Source organism: Bradyrhizobium sp. P3_C3, assembly GCF_056402655.1.
In genome coordinates this window covers 231,927-255,125 of sequence record NZ_JBFUGY010000006.1, presented here as the reverse complement: position 1 = coordinate 255,125, position 23,199 = coordinate 231,927, and the positions used below count along the sequence as shown (strand labels likewise).

Annotated in this window: 21 protein-coding genes; 16 read left to right on the top strand and 5 right to left on the bottom strand. The window is 64.4% G+C overall.

Annotated elements, in window-relative coordinates; all coding sequences use genetic code 11:
* Positions 1–65: 65 nt before the first annotated feature.
* From AC1DW2_RS09915 to AC1DW2_RS09895, 5 genes are all read right to left on the bottom strand, one after another.
* Positions 66–938, bottom strand: a complete 873-nt coding sequence (locus AC1DW2_RS09915) for an ABC transporter ATP-binding protein (RefSeq protein ID WP_085400672.1) — start codon at positions 936–938, stop codon at positions 66–68.
* The gene (locus AC1DW2_RS09910; protein ID WP_477005908.1) at positions 935–1,846 is read right to left on the bottom strand and encodes an ABC transporter permease; all 912 of its coding nucleotides are present in this window, start codon (positions 1,844–1,846) and stop codon (positions 935–937) included. Before AC1DW2_RS09910 ends, AC1DW2_RS09915 begins: the two co-directional genes overlap by 4 nt.
* Positions 1,843–3,264, bottom strand: a complete 1,422-nt coding sequence (locus AC1DW2_RS09905; protein ID WP_477005907.1) for an ABC transporter substrate-binding protein — start codon at positions 3,262–3,264, stop codon at positions 1,843–1,845. The genes AC1DW2_RS09910 and AC1DW2_RS09905 overlap by 4 nt, the downstream gene beginning before the upstream one ends.
* Before the next feature lie 165 nt (positions 3,265–3,429).
* On the bottom strand, positions 3,430–4,203 hold the full coding sequence (locus tag AC1DW2_RS09900; protein WP_477005906.1) for a Crp/Fnr family transcriptional regulator: 774 nt from the start codon (positions 4,201–4,203) through the stop codon (positions 3,430–3,432).
* A gap of 213 nt (positions 4,204–4,416) precedes the next feature.
* Positions 4,417–4,713, bottom strand: a complete 297-nt coding sequence (locus AC1DW2_RS09895) for a gamma-butyrobetaine hydroxylase-like domain-containing protein (RefSeq protein WP_166105916.1) — start codon at positions 4,711–4,713, stop codon at positions 4,417–4,419.
* A gap of 216 nt (positions 4,714–4,929) precedes the next feature.
* Between AC1DW2_RS09895 and AC1DW2_RS09890 the strand changes: the two genes are divergently transcribed.
* From AC1DW2_RS09890 to mmsB, 16 genes are all read left to right on the top strand, one after another.
* Positions 4,930–5,703: a ferredoxin--NADP reductase gene (locus AC1DW2_RS09890; RefSeq protein WP_477005905.1), complete on the top strand. Its 774-nt coding sequence runs from the start codon at positions 4,930–4,932 to the stop codon at positions 5,701–5,703.
* A gap of 104 nt (positions 5,704–5,807) precedes the next feature.
* Positions 5,808–7,550, top strand: a complete 1,743-nt coding sequence (locus AC1DW2_RS09885) for a fumarate reductase/succinate dehydrogenase flavoprotein subunit (protein ID WP_477005904.1) — start codon at positions 5,808–5,810, stop codon at positions 7,548–7,550.
* Between the two features lie 31 nt (positions 7,551–7,581).
* Positions 7,582–7,815, top strand: coding sequence for a 4Fe-4S dicluster domain-containing protein (locus AC1DW2_RS09880; RefSeq protein WP_008141081.1), 234 nt, complete (start codon positions 7,582–7,584; stop codon positions 7,813–7,815).
* Between the two features lie 2 nt (positions 7,816–7,817).
* Positions 7,818–8,795: a HEAT repeat domain-containing protein gene (locus AC1DW2_RS09875; protein WP_477005903.1), complete on the top strand. Its 978-nt coding sequence runs from the start codon at positions 7,818–7,820 to the stop codon at positions 8,793–8,795.
* 130 nt (positions 8,796–8,925) lie between these two features.
* Positions 8,926–10,098 (top strand): fumarylacetoacetate hydrolase family protein, encoded by a 1,173-nt coding sequence (locus AC1DW2_RS09870; RefSeq protein WP_477005902.1) that lies wholly within the window; start codon positions 8,926–8,928, stop codon positions 10,096–10,098.
* 460 nt (positions 10,099–10,558) lie between these two features.
* On the top strand, positions 10,559–11,524 hold the full coding sequence (gene ytfQ, locus AC1DW2_RS09865; protein ID WP_477005901.1) for a galactofuranose ABC transporter, galactofuranose-binding protein YtfQ: 966 nt from the start codon (positions 10,559–10,561) through the stop codon (positions 11,522–11,524).
* Positions 11,525–11,642: 118 nt separating this feature from the next.
* Positions 11,643–13,187 (top strand): sugar ABC transporter ATP-binding protein, encoded by a 1,545-nt coding sequence (locus tag AC1DW2_RS09860; protein WP_477005900.1) that lies wholly within the window; start codon positions 11,643–11,645, stop codon positions 13,185–13,187.
* Positions 13,184–14,176 (top strand): ABC transporter permease, encoded by a 993-nt coding sequence (locus AC1DW2_RS09855; protein WP_477005899.1) that lies wholly within the window; start codon positions 13,184–13,186, stop codon positions 14,174–14,176. The genes AC1DW2_RS09860 and AC1DW2_RS09855 overlap by 4 nt, the downstream gene beginning before the upstream one ends.
* Entirely contained in the window at positions 14,173–15,153 is a 981-nt protein-coding gene (yjfF, locus tag AC1DW2_RS09850) for a galactofuranose ABC transporter, permease protein YjfF (RefSeq protein WP_477005898.1), read from the top strand. The genes AC1DW2_RS09855 and yjfF overlap by 4 nt, the downstream gene beginning before the upstream one ends.
* Positions 15,150–15,902 (top strand): FadR/GntR family transcriptional regulator, encoded by a 753-nt coding sequence (locus AC1DW2_RS09845; protein ID WP_477005897.1) that lies wholly within the window; start codon positions 15,150–15,152, stop codon positions 15,900–15,902. The genes yjfF and AC1DW2_RS09845 overlap by 4 nt, the downstream gene beginning before the upstream one ends.
* Positions 15,899–16,825, top strand: a complete 927-nt coding sequence (locus tag AC1DW2_RS09840) for a Gfo/Idh/MocA family protein (RefSeq protein WP_477005896.1) — start codon at positions 15,899–15,901, stop codon at positions 16,823–16,825. The genes AC1DW2_RS09845 and AC1DW2_RS09840 overlap by 4 nt, the downstream gene beginning before the upstream one ends.
* Before the next feature lie 2 nt (positions 16,826–16,827).
* Complete coding sequence (locus AC1DW2_RS09835; protein WP_477005895.1) at positions 16,828–17,904, top strand: aldose epimerase family protein; 1,077 nt, start codon at positions 16,828–16,830, stop codon at positions 17,902–17,904.
* Complete coding sequence (locus AC1DW2_RS09830) at positions 17,904–18,782, top strand: SMP-30/gluconolactonase/LRE family protein (protein ID WP_477005924.1); 879 nt, start codon at positions 17,904–17,906, stop codon at positions 18,780–18,782. The genes AC1DW2_RS09835 and AC1DW2_RS09830 overlap by 1 nt, the downstream gene beginning before the upstream one ends.
* Before the next feature lie 73 nt (positions 18,783–18,855).
* Positions 18,856–19,929 (top strand): multiple monosaccharide ABC transporter substrate-binding protein, encoded by a 1,074-nt coding sequence (chvE, locus tag AC1DW2_RS09825; protein WP_063984479.1) that lies wholly within the window; start codon positions 18,856–18,858, stop codon positions 19,927–19,929.
* A gap of 101 nt (positions 19,930–20,030) precedes the next feature.
* A complete protein-coding gene (gene mmsA / locus AC1DW2_RS09820) occupies positions 20,031–21,608 on the top strand; it encodes a multiple monosaccharide ABC transporter ATP-binding protein (protein ID WP_477005894.1) in 1,578 nt (525 codons plus the stop codon).
* Positions 21,605–22,795, top strand: coding sequence for a multiple monosaccharide ABC transporter permease (gene mmsB, locus AC1DW2_RS09815; RefSeq protein WP_063984477.1), 1,191 nt, complete (start codon positions 21,605–21,607; stop codon positions 22,793–22,795). The genes mmsA and mmsB overlap by 4 nt, the downstream gene beginning before the upstream one ends.
* Positions 22,796–23,199: the final 404 nt, after the last annotated feature.

Sequence of the window (23,199 nt, the reverse complement as noted above, 5' to 3'; positions counted from 1 at the left end):
TGGTGGGCACGCTTCGCTTTGCCCACCCTACGAGATCGTCGTCCCCACAAGCGGGGCGAGGTGAATCAAATCACATCCGCCAGCGAATGCCCATGCAGCTCGATGTTCAGCCCCTGCATGCCCATGTCGCTGATCTCGCCGCCCATCGCCTTCAGGCTCTCCTCGCGGATCAGTGACATCAGGCCGCGGCGGAGCGCCAAAAACTCCGACGACATCATCATCGATTGCTGCCGCGGCCGCTCCAGCGGGATTGGGATTTCCGCCTTGATCGAACCGGGGCGGGCGGTCATGCAGTAGACGCGGTCGGAGAGGAAGATGGCTTCATCGATGTCGTGGGTCACGAACAGCACCGAGATCTTCAGCCGTTGCCACATGTTGGTGAGGATCTGCTGCATGATGACGCGCGTCTGCGCGTCGAGCGCGCCAAACGGCTCGTCGAGCAGCAGCACCTTCGGTCCCGTCGCGAGCGCGCGGACGATGCCGACGCGCTGCTTCATGCCGCCGGAGAGTTTTTCCGGATAATGTTTTTCGAAGGCCTCGAGCCCCGCGAGCCCGAGCAGCGTGCGCGCCGCGCGCTCGCGCTGGGAGCGCGCCATGCCGCGCATCTTCAGGCCGAACTCGACGTTCTCCCGCACCGTCTTCCACGGAAATAGCGAATATTGCTGAAACACCATGCCGCGCTCGGCGCTGGGGCCGTTCACACGCTCGCCGTCGACCGTGACTACACCGGTGGTCGGCTTGAGGAAGCCGGCGACCGCATTGAGCAGCGTCGACTTTCCACAGCCGGAGGGCCCGACGATCGAGACGAACTCGCCGGGCTTCACATGAATTTGCGTGTCGGTGACGGCCTGAACCGGCCCCTCGATGCTTTCATAGCTGAGGGAGAAATTCCTGACCTCGATATGGCCCTGCGGTGCTTTGGTCAGAATTTCGTTCATTTCAGCCTCCACGGCATCACCAACTGCCCGGCGCCCCTGATAAGCAGGCTCGATCCAAGGCCAAGCACGCCGATCGCGATCATGCCGAGCGCGATGTCGGCATACTGGACAAGGGAATAGGCCTCCCAAGTGAAGTAGCCGATGCCGTATTGGCCCGAGATCATCTCGGCGGCGATCAGCGACACCCAGGCCACGCCCATGCCGACGGTGAGGCCGGTGAAGATGTGCGGCATCGAAGCCGGAAAATACACCTCGCGGAAGATCGAGCGCTCGCGCGCGCCGAGACATTGCGCGGCGCGCACCAGCACGGGATCGACGAGCGACATGCCATGCAGCGTGTTGACCAGGATCGGGAAGAACGCGCCGAGGAAGGTGATGAAGACGATGCTCTGCTCGTTGGTCGGCCAAAGCATGATTGCCATCGGCACCCAGGCGATGGCCGGGATCGGCCGTAGCACCTCGGCCACCGGGAAGATGATCTCGTGCACCAGCTTGAAGCGGCCCATGATCAGGCTGAGCGGCACGCCGACCACCGCCGCGAGCGAGAAGCCGAACAAGATGCGCCGGCAGCTCAAGAGGATGTGCAGCAGGAATTTGGGATCGTGGATCGCCTTGGTGAAGCTCGCATAGACCGCGAGCGGCGAGGGTACGTTGGTGAAGCGCACGAAGAACACGACGCGATAGGTCGTGAGCAGGTGCCAGACCAGCAGGAAGGCGAGCAGCGATATGATGCCGATCGTCGTCGCGCGTAGCCCCGCTTGATTGAGCCGGTACCAGCGCAGCGCAAGCGTGCCGAAGGAAGGCGGTGTCGCGGGCGGGGAAGGGGCGGGCACGGGGCCCGCCTCGGCGATTGCAGTTGCTGCTGGCATGCTGTCCTCGGGATGTCTGGCGAGGGCGGGACTGCTCACGTCTTGCCTCCGCCGACCGCCGCCTTCACCGCGTCTTCGAAGCCGAGCACCTTGCCATTGATCTTGGCGGCATGGGCTTCGGCGTCCTTCTTCAGCAGGAACGGCGCGACCTCGCCGTTGCCGACCGCGAAGAAGGCCTGGTCGGCGAACAGCTTGATTCCACGGGGGGTGTCGAAGACGTAGGCGACGTTGATCTTCTTGCCCTTGGCCTTGTAGTCGGCATAGGCCCCTAACGTGCAGGCGGCGGACGCGAAGGGCAGGATGCCGGCATCGTCGACCCAGACCTCGCCGGCCTTGCGCGGGTCGGTGATGGGCTTCTTGCAGAACGAGTCTTCGCCTGTGATCTCGTAATTCCTGGTGCTCGCAAGCTGCGCGTCATAGTCGAGCTTCATCTCGGCATAGGCCTTGCGGATGTAGGAATCATCCACCCACTTCTTCGGATCGAACTCCTTCATGCGGCCGAGATTCTGCAAAACCTTGACGTCGGTCGCGGCCGCGTCGATCAGCGCCGGCTTTACCGTGGGATCGGTGGTCATGTTGCCGCTGGGACCGAGGAAGATGTAGACGACTTCCTTGTTGATGCCGGTCCATTCCTGGATCTTTTCGGCCGCGAGCTTCGGATCGTCGCGCAGCCACTGGTTGGCGGCGATCAGCGCCTTGAAGTAGGCAACGACGACCTCAGGGTATTTCTCGGCGAAATCGGTGCGGACCACGATGCCGTGGAAGGTCGGCAGGTTGGTCTCAACGCCGTCAAAAATCTTGCGTGCGAAGCCGCGGAACGGTAGCAGCTCGGCGAAGGGGACGAAGTCGGCATGGGCGTCGATCTTCTTTTCCTGGAGGTTGGTCGAGCCGACCTCCGGGCTCTGGCTGACGAGCTGGAAGAAATCGGAGGCGTAACCGCGGTCCTGCATCGCCTTCAGCACCATGCCGTGCGCGGCCGAGCCGAACGGCACGCTGACGAGCTTGCCCTTGAGATCGGCGAGATCGTAATAGGGCGAGTCCTTGTGGACGACGAGCCCGTTGCCGGAGCCAGACAGGCTGTAGGCGGCCACGCCGATCAGGCGGCTCTTGCTCTCCGGATTGCTCTCGAAGGTGAAGCCGTTCACGATCAGCGGATAGTCGCCCATCAGGCCGATCTGGAGCTTGTTCGCCATCATCGCATTGGTGACGGGCGGGCCGGAGGTGAAGTTCTGCCACTCCAGCTCGAACTTGATATTGGCGTATTTACCGTCCTTCGGCAGATATTTCTCGAGGAGATGCAGCTGCCGGATGACAACGCCGGCGGTCACCGTGTTGGTCGTGGTGTCCTGCGTTCCAATGCCGAGCGTGACGGTTTCCGCCAGGGCCGGCTGCGCGATCAGAAGCGCCAGCGAGGTCACCGACATCGCGATCGAGAGCGTGGGAAGATGGCGGACCATTCTCATCCTCATTCGGTTGGATGTGCTGTGGTTGCCATGATTGGGTGAGGCCGCGGGCAGGGCAAATCCGGAGTGACCGACGCAGTCGATTAGTTGCCGGGAAAAGCTGATTGCATACTCCTTGGGCAGTCCTGCACTATAAAGCCGCTTGCCTGTGCATCGACCCTAGTCGCCGCTCTGGCCGCGCATCTCCTCGAGAGCGTCGGCCCGGCACACCACGATCTGCGAGCGCTTGGTGACGACGATTCCCTTCTCCTGCATCCGTTTCAGGCTGATCGTGACCCATTGCCTGGTAGCGCCGACCATGTGGGCGATGTCGGCATGGGTGAAGGCCGCCGCGATCACCCGGCCGTCGGCATCCTCGACGCCGTAGAGTTCGACGAGGTGCAGCAGCAGGTGCGCGAGGCGCTGGGTGATCGAGCGTGTTCCCAGCATCTGCGCCAGCGCCGAATAGCATTTGCCCTTGAAGGTGAGGCCTTCAATGAGGCCGATGGCGAGGTTCGGGATCTCCACGGCAAGGGACCGCAGCTCCTTTCCGGGCAGGTGCACGACGCTGCAATTGCTGGATGCGACGCCGGACCATTGATGCACGGTGCCCTCGAACACTTCGGGCCCGCCGACGAAATTGCCGACATGCCAATAGGCCAGCGTGATCTCGCGTCCGAGCGGCGAAGTGTAGAACACGCGGATGCGGCCGCTCTCGATCAGCCAGATACCGTCATGCTTGCCGCCCTGGCTGAACAGCGTCTGGCCGCGGTTGAGCACCTTTCGCCGGCCCTGCTTCAGCACCAGCTCCCGCTCGCGCTGGCTGAGCTTGTCCATCAGCGGCGGCGGTCCGCCGATCCATTGCTGGTTCTCGGTCAGCAGCAGCGAGGAGCCTCCGGCAGGCCGGACCGTTGCGGGAACCGTCCCGCGAACCACATTGGCCGCCTGCAACATCGTTTGCCTCCGGAACGTTCAAATCGTTCTAAAGAGGAGCAATGTCCGTGCCAATCACTCCGCCGGATCGCCCGACTTGATCGGGCGATCCAGTATTCCAGAGACGTCAATGGGATACGGAGGGGGCGCAGCGTACTGGATTCCCCGCTTTAGCGGGGAATGACGGCGGAGTTGGTGGGACGATCCGTGGCCCCACTCGAAGGCATCTTCGCCTCAGCGCCCCGCCAAGCTCAGCAGATACGGCTTCGGATAAATCCCCCTGTTATGCCCATCCGAAAACGAGATGTTCAGCCCATAGCCGAGATCGCCGATCTCGGTGATGGCGATGCCGGGAAAGCGTTCAGGGAAGCGATCGTCGAAGCGGGCGCGGGTGCAGTGAGCGCATTTGCAGGAGAGACGGAGCTGCTCGGCAGTGATTCCGACCACATCGTCCTGCGTGGTGCGCACGACGAGCGTCGCGAGATCGGCGCTGGCTTCATAGTCGGCCACAGTCGGCGCCACCAAGGTCATGGTCATGACGAACCTCCAGCTTCCTTCTATGTCGACGCGGGCGAGCGTGAATAGCAACTAATTGCCGGCGCGGATGCGTGGCGGGGGCCATCGTCTGCCTCCTCTTCGATCATCACCCGCGAAATGTGAAACTAATCGACCGGGAAGTTTACTTCCGAATTGCCGGACTCTGCTCTCTCCGAAACCTTGTGCGCCAACAATGGCTGAGGAGAGACCATGAGCGCATTTCAGAAGGAAACGGTTTTGTCGGTCCGCCACTGGACCGATAGCCTGTTCAGCTTCACGGCGACGCGCGATCCGGGCTTCCGTTTCCAGAACGGCCAGTTCGCGATGATCGGGCTGGAAGTCGAGGGCAAGCCGTTGATGCGGGCCTACAGCATGGCGAGCGCCAATCACGAGGAGGCGCTCGAGTTCTTCTCGATCAAGGTGCAGGACGGCCCGCTGACCTCGCGTCTCCAGAAGATCCGGGAGGGCGACATCATCCTGGTCGGCCGCAAGGCGACGGGCACGCTGATCACCGGCAACCTCATCCCGGGAAAGCGCCTGCTGCTGCTCTCGACCGGCACGGGCCTCGCGCCCTTCGCCAGCCTGATCAAGGACCCCGACGTCTACGAAAATTACGAGACCATCGTGCTCGCCCATGGCTGTCGCCAGGTCTCCGAGCTCGCCTATGGCGAGCACCTCGTCGATGGCCTGCGCAATCACGAATTCTTCGGTCCGCTGATCCGCGACAAGCTCGTCTACTACCCGACCGTGACCCGCGAACCGTTCAAGAACCGCGGCCGCATCACCGACCTGATCGCCTCCAACCAACTGTTCGACGACATCGGGCAGTCAGGCCTCGATATCGAGACCGACCGCATCATGCTGTGCGGCAGCCCGGCGATGCTCGAGGAACTCCCCGCGATGTTTGCCGCGCGCGGCTTTGTCGAAGGCAATCACAGCCAGCCCGGCCATTTCGTCATCGAAAAGGCCTTCGTCGAGCGCTGAGGCGCAAATCGGGTCCCGGCGACAACTAATTGCTATCGCCGGGACGTCACCTGAACAAATCTGATGCAAAGGCGCCGGACCTGCCGGCGGACCAGGAGCAAGTGATGGCACTAGATGAGATCGTCGACGGACTTTCGGAGGTTTCCTGCGACGTGCTCGTCATCGGCGGCGGTACGGCCGGCCCGATGGCGGCGCTGAAGGCAAAACTGAAGAACCCGAAGGCCAATGTCGTCCTGCTCGAGAAGGCCAACGTCAAGCGCTCCGGCGCGATCTCGATGGGCATGGACGGGCTCAACAACGCCGTCATCCCCGGCTACGCGACGCCGGAGCAGTACACCAAGGAAATCACCATCGCCAACGACGGCATCGTCGATCAGAAGGCGGTCTATAAATACGCGCAAAATTGCTACAAGATCATCGAAGAGCTCGACAGTTTCGGCATCCGCTTCCTGAAGAACGAGAACGGCGACTACGCCGTCAAGAAGGTGCACCACATCGGCACCTACGTCCTTCCGATGCCGAACGGCGAGACGGTCAAGAAAGCGCTCTATCGCCAGCTCCGCCGTGCCCGCATCCTGATCTCCAACCGCTACATGGCGACGCGGCTGCTCAAATCGTCCGACGGCCGCATCGCCGGCGCGATAAGCGTCAACACCCGCACCGCCGAGATCCTGGTGATCAAGGCCAAGGCCGTGATCCTCTGCATGGGCGCCGCCGGCCGCCTCGGTCTGCCGACCTCCGGCTACATGTTCGGCACCTACGAGAACGCCGCGAATTCCGGCGACGGATACGCGATGGCCTATCACGCCGGCGCCGCGCTGGCGAACCTCGAATGCTACCAGATCAATCCGCTGATCAAGGATTATAACGGCCCGGCCTGTGCTTATGTCGCCGGTCCGTTCGGTGCCTTCACCGCCAACAACGAGGGATCGCGCTTCATCGAATGCGACTACTGGTCCGGCCAGATGATGCTGGAATTCTACAACGAGCTGCTGTCAGGCAAGGGCCCGGTGTTCCTCCAGCTCAAGCATCTCCATCCCGACACCATCTCCGAGATCGAATCCACGCTGCACAAGGTCGAACGTCCCACGCGCGGCTTGTTCCAGCAGGGGCGAGGCGTCGATTACCGCAGCGAGTCGATCGAGATGCACATCTCCGAGATCGGCTTCTGCTCCGGCCACAGCGCCTCCGGTGTGTTCGTCGACGACAATGCGCGCACGACGGTGCCCGGCCTCTACGCCGCCGGCGATATGGCGAGCGTGCCGCACAATTACATGCTGGGCGCCTTCACCAACGGTTCGGTCGCCGGTATCGATGCCATGGAGTTCGCCGAGAACCACGACTTTGCGGAGTTCGATGCCGCCGATGTCGCGCTGGAGCGCGACCGCGTGCTGGCGCCGACTAAACGCGAGGACGGCATTCCGCCGAACCAGGTCGAGTACAAGACCCGCCGCCTCGTCAACGACTATCTCCAGCCGCCGAAGGTCACCCGCAAATACGAGCTCGGCATGCGCCGCCTCGCCGAGACGCGGCAGGACATGCAGGAGCACATGATCGCGCGCAACGCGCACGAGCTGCTCCGCGCGCTCGAAGTTCAGTCGATCATGGACTGCGCCGACATGGCGGTGCACGCCTCGTTGTACCGCGAGGAGAGCCGCTGGGGCCTCTATCACTGGCGCACGGATTTCCCGGAGAAGGACAACGAGAACTGGTTCTGCCACACGCTGCTCTCCAAGCAGAACGGCAAGATGACCAGCGAGAAGCGCGCCGTGGAGCCCTATGTCGTGCCGATCGCCGACGACGAGAAGGACCTCTACGACAAGCAGCGCATCCGCGCCTCCGCGTGATCCACCGCAACATCGCAACAGGAGACATAAAATGCCTCTCGCGTCCTATCAGACATCGGTTCCGGTGGTCGTCGACGACGCCAAATGCATCGCCGACAAGGGCTGCACCGTATGCGTCGACGTCTGTCCGCTCGATGTGCTCCGCATCAGCGACATGACCGGCAAGGCCTACATGGCCTATGACGAGTGCTGGTACTGCATGCCTTGCGAGGCCGATTGCCCGACCGGCGCCGTCACCGTCAATATTCCCTATCTGTTGAGGTGATCATGTCGAGCCCGTTCGAGTCCTATGACGACCTCGAAGACGCCGATGAGCGGTTGCAAGCCGCCGATCCCGCCGAGCGCCGTGTCGCCATCATTGCGCTCGGTCACTCCGGTGATCCCGCAGCCGTCGCGCATCTCGCCAACATGGTGTCCGATCCCGATGCGGGCGTGCGCCAGCAGGTCGCGATGGCGCTCGGCGAGTTCGACGGGCCGGAGGCCGCGCGTGGGCTGGTCAAGCTGCTGGTCGATCCCGAAAGAATCGTGGGGGCGGCCGCAGCCGACAGCATGGCCGAATTCAAGGATCCGGCCTGCGCCGAGATCATCCTGCCGCTGGTCAAGCACGCCCATGCCTTCGTCCGCATGGGCGCGCTGCGCGCGCTGAAGGAGCTGCGCTGCAAGGATACGCTGAAGCCGGCGCTGGAAGCGCTCCTGGATCAAGATGCGGCCGTTCGCGTGCAGGCGATCGGCGTGATCGGCTTCCTCAAGCTGGAGGAATCCATCCCCGCGCTGACCGCGCTGATCAACGATCCCGACGCCCATGTGCGCCGCGCCGCGGTGAGCGCGCTGGCGTTCTCGCAGCTGAAGCCCGCGGCCGAGACGATCACACGCGGGCTGAAGGACTCGGACTGGATGGTGCGCGAGATGGCCGCGGAAACGCTGGGCCTCAACGTCAACGGCTCGCTCGCGGCGGATCAGCTTGTCGGCTCGCTCGCCGATGAATTCTGGCAGGTGCGGCTGAAGGCGATCCGCAGCCTCGGCAAGATGAAGATCGAGCGCGCGGTACGCCCAATCGGCAATTGCATCAACCACGACCAGGCCAATTTGCGGAAGGAGGCGGCGGCGGCGCTCGGCGAGATCGCCCATCCCGACGGTGAGGCGTTCCTGGCGGTCATCGCCGACGATGCCGACCCCGACGTTCGCAAGAACGCGCGCTGGGCGCTCCAGCAGATCGCGGCGCGCAAAGCGCGAGCAGGCGCATAAAGGCCCGGGCAGGGGCATAGCGGCTCTTCGCTGCCGGTCTGGACTTCCCCTGCCAGACGTTTATTGGTCTTCGCCAATGGGATCGGCTGCTGTGAACGCGGCCGATCCGAGAAAGAGCGAGGACGCGGCCATGACGACACTGTCTGTTAGAGATCTTCTCCCCGAGGATGGAACGAAGGGGACGCTGGTCGGCCGCGTCTGGCTGCCGCAGGCGAACGGCCCGGCCGTTGTCGCCGTCCGTGGAGACGGCGTCTTCGACGTAACCGCCAAGTTTCCGACCGTCAGCGCGCTCTGCGAGGAAGACAATCCGGCCAAGGCGCTCGCCGCGGTCAAGGGCGAGCGCATCGGCGATCTCGAAGCGATCGTGGCCAACACGGCGCCGGATGGGCGCGATCCGAAAAAGCCGTGGCTGCTTGCGCCCCTCGATCTCCAGACCCTGAAGGCCGCCGGCGTCACCTTCGCCATCTCGATGCTGGAGCGCGTCATCGAAGAGCGCGCCAAGGGCAATCCGGCCTCGGCCGAAGCGATCCGGAAAGAAGTGACGCGGTTGATCGGCGACGATTTGTCGAAGCTCAAGCCGGGCTCCGACCAGGCGATGCATTTGAAGCAGGTGCTGATCGATCAGAACGCCTGGAGCCAATATCTCGAAGTCGGCATCGGTCCGGATGCCGAGGTCTTCACCAAGGCGCCGACGCTGTCGTCAGTCGGCACCGGCATGGATGCCGGCCTGCATCCGAAGTCGACCTGGAATAATCCCGAGCCCGAGCTCGTGCTGTTCGTGTCGAGCCGTGGCAAGATCGTCGGCGGCGCGCTCGGCAACGACGTCAATCTGCGCGACTTCGAGGGGCGTTCGGCGCTGCTGTTGTCGAAGGCCAAGGACAACAACGCCTCCTGTGCGATCGGCCCGCTGCTGCGCCTGTTCGACGACACCTTCACACTCGACGATGCGCGCAAGCTCGACATCAGCCTGAACGTCAAGGGCGCGGACGGTTTCGTTCTCGATGGCCATTCCTCGATCAGCATGATCAGTCGCGATCCCACGGACCTCGTCGAGCAGACGATCGGCAAGGTGCATCAATACCCCGATGGCTTCGTGCTGTTTCTCGGCACGATGTTCGCGCCGGTCAAGGATCGCGATGCGCCGGGGCAGGGGTTCACCCACAAGCGCGACGATATCGTCACGATCGCAGCGCCCCAGCTCGGCAAGCTCGTCAACCGCATGCGCACCAGCGACGAGTGCGAGCCCTGGACGTTTGGAATCGGCGCGCTGATGAAGAACCTCGCGCAACGGAAGCTGATCTAGCTCCGCTACCCTTCGCCTCTCCCCGCACGCGGGGAGAGGCCGGATTGCATCGAAGATGCAGTCCGGGTGAGGCGGACTTTCCGCGGGTCGATCTGGTCGACCTGCGCCGAATTCTATCCACACCGTCATTGCGAGCGCAGCGAAGCAATCCAGAGTCCCTCCGCGGACAGTTTCTGGATTGCTTCGCTGCGCTCGCAATGACGCGGAGGAGAGGTTGCGAGCCGCACAAATTCCTTCATCTCCCCGTTGCATCCACGGCCCAAAATCGCGCTGGGCGTGTCATAGAAACCGTCCATCCCGCCAAATCGAAGTTTCGCACTAATAGTCAAATAATATGACTAGTCGGAACTCATCTTCCGTGAAATAGTCCCTTCCGCCGCCTCAAGGGCCGGCCTGCGGGTGCCATGCTACCAATCGGCGCCCGAGATAACACAAGATGACTTCTTGGGAGACACGCCTGATGACCCTCAAAGCCCTCTTTGCGGCCAGCGCCACGGCCGCGTTGCTCCTAGCGCTGCCGGCCAGCGCCGCCGAGCTCACCGTCGGCTTCTCGCAGATCGGATCGGAATCCGGCTGGCGCGCGGCCGAGACGTCGGTCTCCAAGCAGGAGGCTGCCAAGCGAAAGGTCAATCTCAAGATCGCCGACGCGCAGCAGAAGCAGGAGAACCAGATCAAGGCGATCCGCTCCTTCATCGCGCAGAACGTCGATGCGATCTTCCTTGCACCTGTGGTCTCGACCGGTTGGGACTCGGTGCTGAAGGAAGCCAAGGAGGCCAAGATCCCGGTCGTGCTGCTCGACCGCGACATCGATCCCTCCGGCAAGGAGCTCTATCTCACCGCCGTGACCTCCGACAGCGTGCATGAAGGCGAGGTTGCCGGCGACTGGCTGGCCAAGACCGTCGGGGCTAAGGCCTGCAACGTCGTCGAATTGCAGGGCACGGTCGGCGCCAGCGTCGCCGCCAACCGCAAGAAGGGCTTTGACACCGCCATCGCCAAGCATGCGAACCTCAAGGTGGTGCGCAGCCAGACCGGCGACTTCACCCGCGCCAAGGGCAAGGAGGTGATGGAGAGCTTCATCAAGGCCGAAGGTGGCGGCAAGTCGATCTGCGCCGTTTACGCGCACAATGACGACATGATGGTCGGCGCGATCCAGGCGATGAAGGAAGCCGGCCTCAAGCCGGGCAAGGAGATCCTCACCGTCTCGATCGACGCGGTTCCCGACATCTTCAAGGCGATGGCCGCCGGCGAAGCCAATGCCACCGTGGAGCTGACGCCGAACATGGCGGGTCCCGCGCTCGATGCCATCGCGGCCTTCAAGGACAAGGGCACGGTGCCGCCCAAGTGGATCCAGACCGACTCCAAGCTCTATACAGCGGCTGACGATCCGCAGAAGATCTACGACAGCAAGAAGGGCCTCGGTTACTGAGGCGGGGTGCCGCGCCGGACCGCGCGTTGTGGTCCGGCAGCCCCCTTCGAAACCGCTGCGCGAACGAATAGGCTGGGTGTCCGCAGCATAAGCGGACGCCGGTGGGAGTGACGTCGTTATGGAGAACAGCCCCGATCCTGCTCCTTCCCTGCTGGAGGTGCGCGGGATCAGCAAAAGCTTCGGTGCTGTGCGTGCGTTGCAGGAGGTCGACTTCACGCTTCGTGCCGGCGAGATTCATGCGTTGCTCGGTGAGAACGGCGCCGGCAAATCCACGATGATCAAGGTGATCACCGGCGTATTCCCCCGCGATGCCGGCATCGTCCGGCTCGGCGGCGAGGAGGTCGCGCCGCGCTCGGCCAAGGCGGCGCTCCAGGCCGGTATCGCCACCGTCTACCAGGAGGTCAATCTGCTGCCGAATCTCTCGGTCGCGCAGAACCTATTCCTCGACCGGCAGCCGATGCGCTTCGGCATCGTGCGTGAAGGCGAGATGCGGCGTCGCGCCAAGGCGCTGCTCACCGACTTCGGCCTCGATATCGACGTCGCCGCGCCGCTCGGCAACTATTCCGTCGCCATCCAGCACGTCACCGCGATCGCGCGGGCCGTCGATCTCTCCGCGCGCGTGCTGATCCTGGACGAGCCCACAGCGAGCCTCGACCGTCACGAGGTCGAGATTCTCTTTGGCATCATGCGTCAGCTCGCCAAGCGCGGCATCGGCATCGTATTCGTCAGTCACTTCCTCGATCAGGTCTACGAGATCTCCGACCGCATCACGGTGCTGCGCAACGGCCGCCTGGTCGGCGAGCGCGAGACCGCCTCGCTGCCGCGGCTCGAGCTGATCCGGATGATGCTCGGCCGCGAGCTGGCCGAGACCACCAGCACCCGGGCGTCGGCGGGAGAGCATCGGGCGCGCGAGGTCTGCGCGAGTTTCGAGAACTACGGCAAGGCCGGCTATGTCGCGCCGTTCAATCTCGAGCTGCGCCATGGCGAGGTCGTGGGTCTCGCCGGCCTGCTCGGCTCGGGCCGGACCGAAACGGCGCGGCTGGTGTTCGGCGCCGAGCGCGCCGATGGCGGGCAGGCGAGGGTGGAGGGGGCGCCCGTGCGGCTGCAGTCGCCGCGCGACGGCGTGCGCCACGGCTTTGGTTATTGCCCGGAGGAACGCAAGACCGACGGCATCGTCGCCGAGCTCACCGTGCGCGAGAACATCGTGCTCGCGCTCCAGGCCAAGCGCGGCCTGCACCGTCCGCTGTCGCGCCGCGAGCAGGACGAGATCGCAGGCCGCTACGTCAAGATGCTCGACATCCGCCCGCCCGATCCGGAGCGCGCCGTGGGGCTACTGTCCGGCGGCAATCAGCAGAAGGTGCTGCTGGCGCGCTGGCTCGCGACCTCGCCGCGCCTCCTGGTGCTGGACGAGCCGACCCGCGGCATCGACGTCGGCGCGCATGCCGAGATCATCCGCCTGATCCGCGAGCTCTGCGACGACGGGCTGGCGCTGCTCGTGATCTCCTCCGAGCTGGATGAGATCGTGACCTATTCCGACCGCGTGGTCGTGCTGCGCGACCGCGCCCATGTCGAGGAGCTCGCGGGCGAGGCGATCGACGTCGGCAACATTCTCGCGGCCATCGCCGCCGACGGCGCCGCTGTCGCGCATGAGGGCCGGGCATGACAGCGCTGTTGCCGCGCCGCGGCCTTGCCCAGATCCTCGCGTTGATCGTCATCCTGGCGGTCGATCGCATCGTGTCACCGCAATTCTTCGATCTGCGTCTCCAGGACGGCCGGCTGTTCGGCAGCCTGATCGACGTGCTCAACCGCGGCACGCCGGTGGCGCTGCTCTCGCTCGGCATGGTGCTGGTGATCGCGACGCGCGGCATCGATCTGTCGGTCGGCGCGGTCATGGCCATCTCGGGCGCGATCGCGGCGAGCCTTGCCGACACGCACAATCTGGCCGTGGTCCTTGCGGCCGCGCTCGGCGCTGGCCTGATCTGCGGATTGTGGAACGGATTTCTCGTCGCGGTGCTCGGCATGCAGCCGATCGTGGCGACGCTGATCCTGATGGTGGCGGGACGCGGCATCGCGCAGCTCATTACCGAGGGGCGTATCGTGACCTTCTCCTCGCCGGATCTGGTCTGGCTTGGCAATGGCGCCGTGCTCGGCGTGCCGATGCCGGTCGTGATCGCCCTGGGCATGCTGATTCTCACCGGCGCGGTGGTGCGCGGTTCGGCGCTCGGATTGCTGATCGAGGCAACCGGCGGCAACGCGCGGGCGAGCGAGCTTGCCGGCGTCGGCACGCGTGCGATGATCCTGGCGGTCTACGTCTGGTGTGGCATCTGCGCGGCGCTCGCCGGCGTGATCGCGGCGGCCGACATCATGGGCGCGGATGCCAACAATGCCGGCCTCTGGCTCGAGCTCGACGCCATCCTCGCGGTGGTGATCGGCGGCACCTCCCTGTTCGGCGGCCGTTTCAGCCTCGTGCTGGCCGTGCTCGGTGCGTTGATCATCCAGACCATGAACACCGGCATTCTGCTGTCTGGCTACCCGCCGGAGTTCAATTTGCTGGTCAAAGCGGTGGTGGTGATGACGGTGCTGCTGCTGCAATCGCCGAAATTTTCGGGAATTGCCGGCATCGCCGCGCGGCTGCGGAGGTCCAAAGCATGAAAGGCCTGCCCCCGGTCCTCATCACCGCCATCGTGCTCGTTGCAGGCTTTGCGCTCTGCGCCGTGCAATTCCCCAACATCGCCTCGACCCGCGTGGTTGGCAATCTCCTCACCGATAATGCCTTTCTGGGCATCGTCGCGACCGGCATGACCTTCGTCATCATCTCCGGCGGCATCGACCTCTCGGTCGGCTCGGTGATCGGTTTCACCACGGTGTTCGTCGCGCTTGCGATCGAGCGCTGGGGCGTGCCGCCGCTGCTTGCCTTCGTCGCGATCCTCGCGCTCTCGGCGGCCTTCGGAGCGGCGATGGGCGCGGTGATCCATGTCTTCGACCTGCCGCCGTTCATCGTAACGCTGGCGGGGATGTTCCTGGCCCGCGGCGCGAGCTTCCTGCTCTCGACGGAATCGGTGCCGATCACCGCGCCGGTCTATTCCACTGTGTCGGACTTCGCGCTGCGGATGCCCGGTGGAGGGCGATTGACGGCGATCGCGATCATCATGCTCGTGATCGTGATCGGCGGCGCGCTGCTGCTGCATCTCACCCGGTTCGGCGCTAATGTCTATGCGCTCGGCGGCAGCCGGGCGACCGCGAGCCTAATGGGCGTTGCCGTCGGCAAGATGACGGTGAAAATCTACATGCTGTCGAGCCTGCTCGCGGGCATCGCCGGCATTGTGTTTTCTTTCTACACCAGCGCCGGCTACTCGCTCTCCGCGGTCGGCGTCGAACTCGACACCATCGCGGCTGTCGTGATCGGGGGCACGCTGCTCACGGGCGGGCAGGGCTCGGTGATCGGCACCTTCCTCGGCGTGCTGATCCAGGGCCTGATTCAGACCTACATCAATTTCGACGGAACGCTGTCGAGCTGGTGGACCAAGATCGCAACCGGCGTGCTACTGTTCGCCTTCATCGCCTTGCAGCAGGGGCTGGTCGCGCTCGCGCGGCGGCCGGCGGCGAAGGGCGCAGGAGCAGCCACATGACGTCGCGCATCGTCGTCATCCCGACGCGCCGGGCTCACTCCAACCATGCGGAAGTGGCCCGCTCGATCGGCGTCGACATCATCGCCGGCCGCTACGCCGAGGGAACGCGCCTGCCTGGTGATGCCGAGATGATTGCGATGTTCGGCGTGTCGCGCCCGGTGCTGCGCGAGAGCGTGAAGACCCTGGTCGCCAAGGGCCTGCTCACCACCAAGGCCCGCGTCGGCACCGTCGTACGCGAGCGCGCCGCCTGGAACATGTTCGACGCCGACGTGCTGGCCTGGCATCTGGACGCCGGCATCGACAAGCGCTTCCTCAACGACCTCGCCGAGATTCGCCTCGCGGTCGAGCCGCGCGCGGCCATGCTGGCTGCGGCGCAGCGGTCCGAGGACGACCTCGCCGAGCTCCGTCGTTGCATGGACCGCATGCGGTTTGAGGCTTCCGATTCCGTCGGCTTTGCCGACGCCGACCTCGCGCTCCATGTTGCGGTGGCGCGCGCGTCGGGCAATCTGTTCATGCGCTCGATCGGACACGTCATCGAGGCCGCCCTGCGCGCCTCCTTCCTGCTCAGCGCACCGGTCGAGCCGGAGGACCGCGACACCGTGCTGCTCTGGCACCAGAAGATCGTCGATGGCATCGCCGCCGGCGAAGCCCAGACCGCCTCGGAAGCGATGGTTTATGTCATTCACAACGGTATGCGCCGCCACGAGGCCGAGGTGCTGCCGTCCGCGGATACTGKAGAAAAAGCGTGACCGAACTTCGTATTGCCATCGTCGGCTTCGGCAAGATCGCGCGCGACCAGCATGTCGGTGCGATTGCTGCGACGGCGGGCGCGACGCTCGCGGCCGTCGCGAGCCGCAACGCATCGCTGCCGGGCGTGCCGCATTTTGCGACCATCGAGGAACTGCTGGAAAAGGGACCGCCGATCGATGCCGTCTCGCTCTGCACGCCGCCGCAGGTACGGCGCGCCCAGGCCGCCGCGGCGCTCGCTGCCGGCAAGCACGTGATGCTGGAGAAGCCGCCCGGCACCGGCGTCGCCGAGCTCGACCCGCTGATCGCGATGGCGGAGGAAGCCAAGCGAACGCTGTTTGCGACCTGGCATTCGCGCTATGCGCCCGCGGTCGAGCCGGCGCGCGAGTGGCTTCTCACGCGGCGGATCAAGTCTGTGCACATCAACTGGAAGGAAGACGTTCGCGTCTGGCATCCCGGGCAGGGCTGGATCTGGGAGCCGGGCGGGCTCGGCGTGTTCGATCCCGGCATCAACGCGCTCTCGATCCTGACCCGTATTCTGCCCCGTCCGGTGTTCGTCACCGCGGCCGAGCTGGCCTTTCCAGCCAATTGCCAGGCCCCGATCGCCGCGAACCTGACGCTGGCCGACATTGGCGGCCTGCCTGTGACCGCCGAGTTCGATTTCCGCCAGACCGGGCCGCAGAGTTGGGATATCCTCGTCGAAACGGACCAGGGCCGAATGACGTTGTCGGGCGGCGGTCGGCGCATGGAAATCGACGGCGAGACCGTTGCCGAGGCGTCCGATCAGGAATATCGCGAGCTGTACGGGCGCTTCGTCAAGCTCACCGCGACCGGCGCACGCGACGTCGACCTGGCGCCGCTGCGTCTCGTTGCCGATGCCTTCCTGCTCGGCAGGCGCAACATCGTCGAACCGTTTGTGGACTGAACATGGCTGGATCAAAAATAACAAAAGACATCTTCGGAACGCTGCCGGACGGCCGCAACGTCGAGCGCATCGTGCTGCGCGGGGAGGGCGGGTTTGAAGCCCGCATCATCACCCATGGCGCGGTGATCCAGGCGCTCATCGTGCCGGACGCCAAAGGCGGTTACGACGACGTCGTGCTCGGCCATGACGCGTTCGCCGGTTATCTCGCCGAACGAAAGTTCTTCGGTGCCACCGTCGGCCGCTACGCCAACCGCATTGCCAACGGGCGATTTTCGCTGGACGGCGAAACGGTGCAGCTTCCGGTCAACAACGGTCCGAATGCGCTGCATGGCGGCCTCGACGGGTTCGATCGCAAGCTCTGGGAGATTGCCGCCATCGACGACGGCGCGGAGCCGGGCGTCACGCTCACCTATTCGAGTCCGCATGGCGAAGAAAATTATCCCGGCCGGCTCGACGTGCGCCTGACCTATCGCGTTACCGGCCCGGCCGAGCTGTCGTTGACGATGGAGGCGCGAGCCGACCGGCCGACCATTGTCAACCTGACCAATCACAGCTTCTTCAATCTGGAAGGCGCGACCTCAGGCACGCCCATTCTCGACCACAAGCTGACGGTCGCCGCCGAGCATTTCCTCGCCATCGATCCCACCGCCATTCCGTTGGCTGAGCCGCCGCGCGCGGTGGCCGGAACGCCGTTCGACTTCCGCGACGGCGTGGCCGTCGGCGCGCGCATCCGCGAGAGCGATCAGCAATTGCGGAACGGCAAGGGCTACGACCATACCTACTGCCTCGGGCGTGACGGCAAGCTTGCTTTCGCGGCCCGGCTGGAGGCGCCGCGTTCGGGGCGCATCATGGAGCTCCTGACCAATCAGCCCGGCCTTCAGGTCTATTCCGGCAACTATCTCGACGGCACGATCTCGGGCAAGGGCGGCAAGCTCATCCGGCAATCGGACGCCATGTGTCTCGAGCCGCACATCTGGCCGGATGCGCCGAACCGGCCGGATTTCCCGAGCCCGCGCCTCAATCCCGGCGAGGTCTACCGCCATCACACGGTCTATCGCTTTGGAGTGAGGACGCCATGATGGAAGAGGTGCCGACCTCGGTTCTCTCGGACGATCCATGCCATCTCGGCGAGGGGCCGACCTATGATTTGAGCACCGACACGGCCTGGTGGTTCGATATCCGCGAGGGGCGGCTGTTCGAGGCGCATCTCGGCAGCGGCAGCATTCGCGTCCACGCGCTCGGCCGGATGGTTAGCGGTCTCGGGCGCATCGACGCCGAGCGCCAGTTGATCGTCGCCGAAGACGGCCTCTACATCCGCGAGCTCGCCGGCGGCGCGTTGACGCTGGTCTGTCCGCTTGAAGCCGACAATCCCGCGACGCGCTCCAACGATGCCCGTGTGCATCAGTCCGGCACGTTCTGGATCGGCACCATGGGCCGCAATGCGGAGGCAGGAGCGGGCGCGATCTACGCGTTCCATCGCGGCAAGATCTCGATGTTGTTCCCCCGCATCACCATTCCCAATTCGATCTGTTTTTCACCTGATGGTGCGACCGGCTACTTCGCCGACACCGCGCGCGCCGTGCTCTACGCCGTTCCGCTTGATCCGGCGACCGGCTTGCCGCGAGGCGAGCCGGACGTTCTGTTGCGCCACACCGGCATCGGGGGCCTCGACGGCTCGGTGTGCGACGCCGACGGGCGGATCTGGAACGCCTGCTGGGGTGCGGGCCGGATCGATGTCTACTCTCCGCAAGGCGAGCGCCTGCGCTCGCTGCGCGTGCCGGCGAAGCAGTCGAGCTGCCCGGCCTTCGTCGGCCCTGATCTGTCGCGCCTCCTCGTCACGTCGGCCTGGCAGGATATGGACGCGGCGGCGCGCGCCGCCGATCCGCAAGCCGGCTGCACTTTCCTGTTGCAGGCATCTGCGAGTGGCCGCGCGGAGCCTGACGTCAAGCTCGCATAGGAGGCTCGCAGGCGCACACGACCAACCCTCTCGACGAAACGAAGAAACAGTCTGACACCCAAGGGAGTAAAACATGCTGAAACTGAAGACGACATTCCTCGCGCTGGCGCTGGCCGGCGCAGCGACGATGGCCTCAGGCGTCACCGCCTCCGCCCAGGACAAGGCGACGGTTGGCATTGCCATGCCGACGAAATCGTCGGCGCGCTGGATCGACGACGGCAACAACATGGTCAAGGTGCTGAAGGAGCGCGGCTACAACACCGACCTGCAATACGCCGAGGACGACATCCCGAACCAGCTCTCGCAGGTCGAGAACATGGTAACCAAGGGTGCGAAAGCGCTGGTGATCGCCGCGATCGACGGCACCACGCTGTCCGACGTGCTCAAGCAGGCGAAAGCCAAAGGCATTACCGTGATCGCCTATGACCGCCTGATCCGCGGCACGCCGAACGTCGACTATTACGCGACCTTTGACAATTTCCAGGTCGGCGTGTTGCAGGCGGAGTCGCTCGTGCAGGGGCTTGGCCTCAAGGACGGCAAGGGCCCGTTCAACATCGAGCTGTTCGGCGGCTCGCCCGACGACAACAACGCCTACTTCTTCTACAACGGCGCGATGAGCGTGCTGAAGCCGTACATCGACAGCGGCAAGCTCGTCGTCGTCTCCGGCCAGATGGGCATGGACAAGGTCGCGACGCTCCGCTGGGACGGCGCCACCGCGCAGGCCCGCATGGACAATCTGCTCAGCGCCTACTACGGCAACAAGAAGGTCAACGCAGTGCTGTCGCCCTATGACGGCCTCTCGATCGGCATCATCTCATCGCTGAAGGGCGTCGGCTATGGCAGCGCCGGACAACCGATGCCTGTCATCTCGGGCCAGGATGCCGAGGTGCCCTCGATCAAGGCGATGCTGCGCGGTGATCAGTACTCGACCATCTTCAAGGACACCCGCGACCTCGCCAAGGTGACCGCCGACATGGTCGACGCGGCGCTCGCCGGCAAGCAGGTCACCGTCAACGACACCAAGACCTACGAGAACGGCGCCAAGACGGTGCCGTCCTATCTCTTGAAGCCGGTCGTGGTCTACAAGGACAATTGGGAGAAGACTCTGGTCGACAGCGGCTACTACAAGAAGTCGCAGTTCCAGTAAGCTTCTTTCTTTCCCCTCTCCCCGCTTGCGGGGAGAGCCTCTTCTCCCTCTCCCCGCAAGCGGGGAGAGGTGAACTAGCAGCGATCGAGGGATGTGAAATCATGACCGCCATGCTGGAGATGCGCAACGTCAGCAAGAGCTTTTCAGGCGTGCAGGCTCTGCGTGACGTGAACTTCTCGGTCGAGGCCGGGCAGATCCACGCGCTTGTCGGCGAGAACGGTGCCGGCAAATCCACACTGATGAAAGTGCTCAGCGGCGTCTACCCGGCCGGTAGCTACGAGGGCACCATCGTTTTCGAGGGTGAGGAGCGCCGCTTCCGCGATATCAACGATTCCGAGGCGCTCGGCATCATCATCATCCACCAGGAGCTGGCGCTGATCCCGCTGATGTCGATCGCGGAGAACATCTTCCTGTCGCATCCGCCGTCAAAATTCGGCGTCATCGATCGTGACGAGGTCTACCGGCGCACCCGCGAGCTGCTCGCGCAGGTCGGCCTGAAGGAATCGCCGGATACGCTGATCACCGACCTCGGCGTCGGCAAGCAGCAGCTGGTCGAGATCGCGAAGGCGCTGTCCAAGCGGGTGCGGATGCTGATCCTGGACGAGCCGACCGCGAGCCTCAACGAGGCCGACAGCGCCGCGCTGCTCGAACGCCTGATGGCCTTCCGCGAGCAGGGCATCGGCTCGATCCTGATCTCGCACAAGCTCAACGAGGTGGCCAAGGTCGCCGACCACATCACCGTGCTGCGCGACGGCCGCACCGTCGACAGCATCGACTGCCGCAGCGAGCCGATCCAGGAGGACCGTATTATCCGCAGCATGGTCAACCGCGATCTCGCCCATCGCTTTCCCGAGCGCAGCGCGAAGATCGGCGTGCCTGTCCTGACCGTCGAGAACTGGTCGGTCTATCACCCCATTCATCCCGAGCGGCAGGTGATCAAGAACGTCAATTTCGGCGTGAAGCGCGGCGAGGTCGTCGGCATTGCCGGGCTGATGGGCGCCGGTCGCACCGAGTTTGCCATGAGCCTGTTCGGCCGCTCCTGGGGCACCACTATCAGCGGCCGCATCAAGCTCGAGGGCCATGAGATCGTGCTGCCGAGCGTTGCGGCCGCGATCGACGCCGGCCTTGCCTATGTCACCGAGGACCGCAAGCAGCTCGGCTTGATCCTGGCAGACGACGTCCGCAAGAACATCACGCTCGCCAGCCTCGACCAGGTCGCACCCGGCCGGGTGATCGACGACATCGCCGAGCTGAAGGTCGCCAGCGACTACCGGAGCCGCATGCGCATCCGCTGCTCCGACGTGTACCAGGAGACCGGCCAGCTCTCCGGCGGCAACCAGCAGAAAGTGGTGCTGTCGAAATGGCTGATGACCGATCCCAAGGTCCTGATCCTGGACGAGCCGACAAGGGGCATCGACGTCGGTGCCAAATACGAGATTTACTGTATCATCAACGAGCTTGCGGAGGCCGGGCGCGGCGTCGTGGTGATCTCCTCGGAGATGCCCGAGCTGCTCGGTATCTGCGATCGCATCTGCGTCATGAACGACGGCGCCTTCGTCGGGGAGTTCAAGGGCGCAGAGGCGACGCAGGAGAAGATCATGCGCGCCATCATGCGCAACGAACGAAGCAACGGAAACGGCGTGCCTGAGGCCGCGGAGATGGGAGGATTGCAGCCATGACCGACAAGACGGTGTCGCTGCCCGAGGAGCGCCGGACCGGCAGCTTCATCAAGAACAATTTGCGCAATTACGGCATGCTGATGTCGCTGATCGCGATCATGCTGTTCTTCCAGGTCATGACCGGCGGCACGCTGCTCCAGCCGCTCAACCTCACCAATCTGGTGCTCCAGAACAGCTACATCGTCATCATGGCGCTCGGCATGCTGCTCGTGATCGTCACCGGCCACATCGACCTCTCGGTAGGGTCGGTCGCGGGCTTCGTCGGCGCGGTCGCCGCCCTGCTGATGGTGACGTACAAGGTCGACTATACGCTCGCCTTCATCGCCTGCCTCGTGGTCGGCGCTGCGATCGGCGCGGCGCAGGGCTATTGGGTCGCCTATTTCAAGATACCGTCTTTCATCGTGACCCTGGCCGGCATGCTCGTGTTCAAGGGACTTGCGCTCGCGGTGTTGCAGGGGCAGTCGCTCGGGCCGTTTCCGCCGACCTTCCAGAAACTGTCGTCGGGCTTCATTCCGGAGTTCCTGCCCGAAGCCGGCACGCTGCATCCGACCTCGATGCTGATCGGCGCGGTGCTGGCGCTGGGGCTGGTCTATGCCAGCGCCAAGAGCCGCGCGCGCGAGCAGTCGCACGGCATCGAGGTCGAGCCTTACGCGTTCTTCCTTGGCAAGAGCGTGGTGTTGGCCTGCGCCGTGCTCTACTTCACCTACCTGATCGCGACCTATCGCGGGCTGCCGAACGTGCTGGTGATCATGAGCGCCTTGATCGCGCTCTACGGCTTCGTCACCCGCCGCACCGTGATCGGCCGGCAGATCTATGCCGTCGGCGGTAACGCCAAGGCGGCAAGCCTGTCGGGCATCAAGACCGAGCGGCTGACCTTTCTCACCTTCGTCAACATGGGCGTGCTCGCAGCCCTTGCCGGCCTCGTCTTTGCCGCGCGCCTCAACACCGCGACGCCGAAAGCGGGCCTCGGCTTCGAGCTCGACGTCATCGCCGCCTGCTTCATCGGCGGCGCCTCGGCCTATGGCGGCGTCGGGCGTGTCGGCGGCGCCGTGGTCGGCGCCATGATCATGGGCGTGATGAACAACGGCATGTCCATCCTCGGCATCGGCATCGACTATCAGCAGGTCATCAAGGGCCTGGTGCTGCTCGGCGCGGTGTGCATCGACGTGTATAACCAGCGGCGGTAGGCGCAAAATCACGTCGCGGGGGAGGCTCTGGCGCCGCCCCGCCAGGCGACTACCATTTTCGTCAATTTCGATCACGGCATCGCGACCGGAACCGATGCCTCGCGATGACCATGATTTGGGGACTAGATCCGGGGGGGCCGAGCAGGGCACGGGCAGGGCAGCACCAGTGGCGGCTCATATCCACGAGATGACAGACGATGAATTTGAGGGCCGGCTTCGCATCCTCTTGCGCATCGTTTCCGTCTGCACCCTCGGGCTAGGCTCCTTTGCTGCAGGTTTATTGATCGGGGCCTTTGTTCTGTTTTGAACGAGGCGATTCACGCCAGAGCCTCGGAACGAGAGGCGCCGGCGCGTCTTCTTGATCTAGATCAACCGATCGTCAATTCCGTGCTAATCTCATGTGG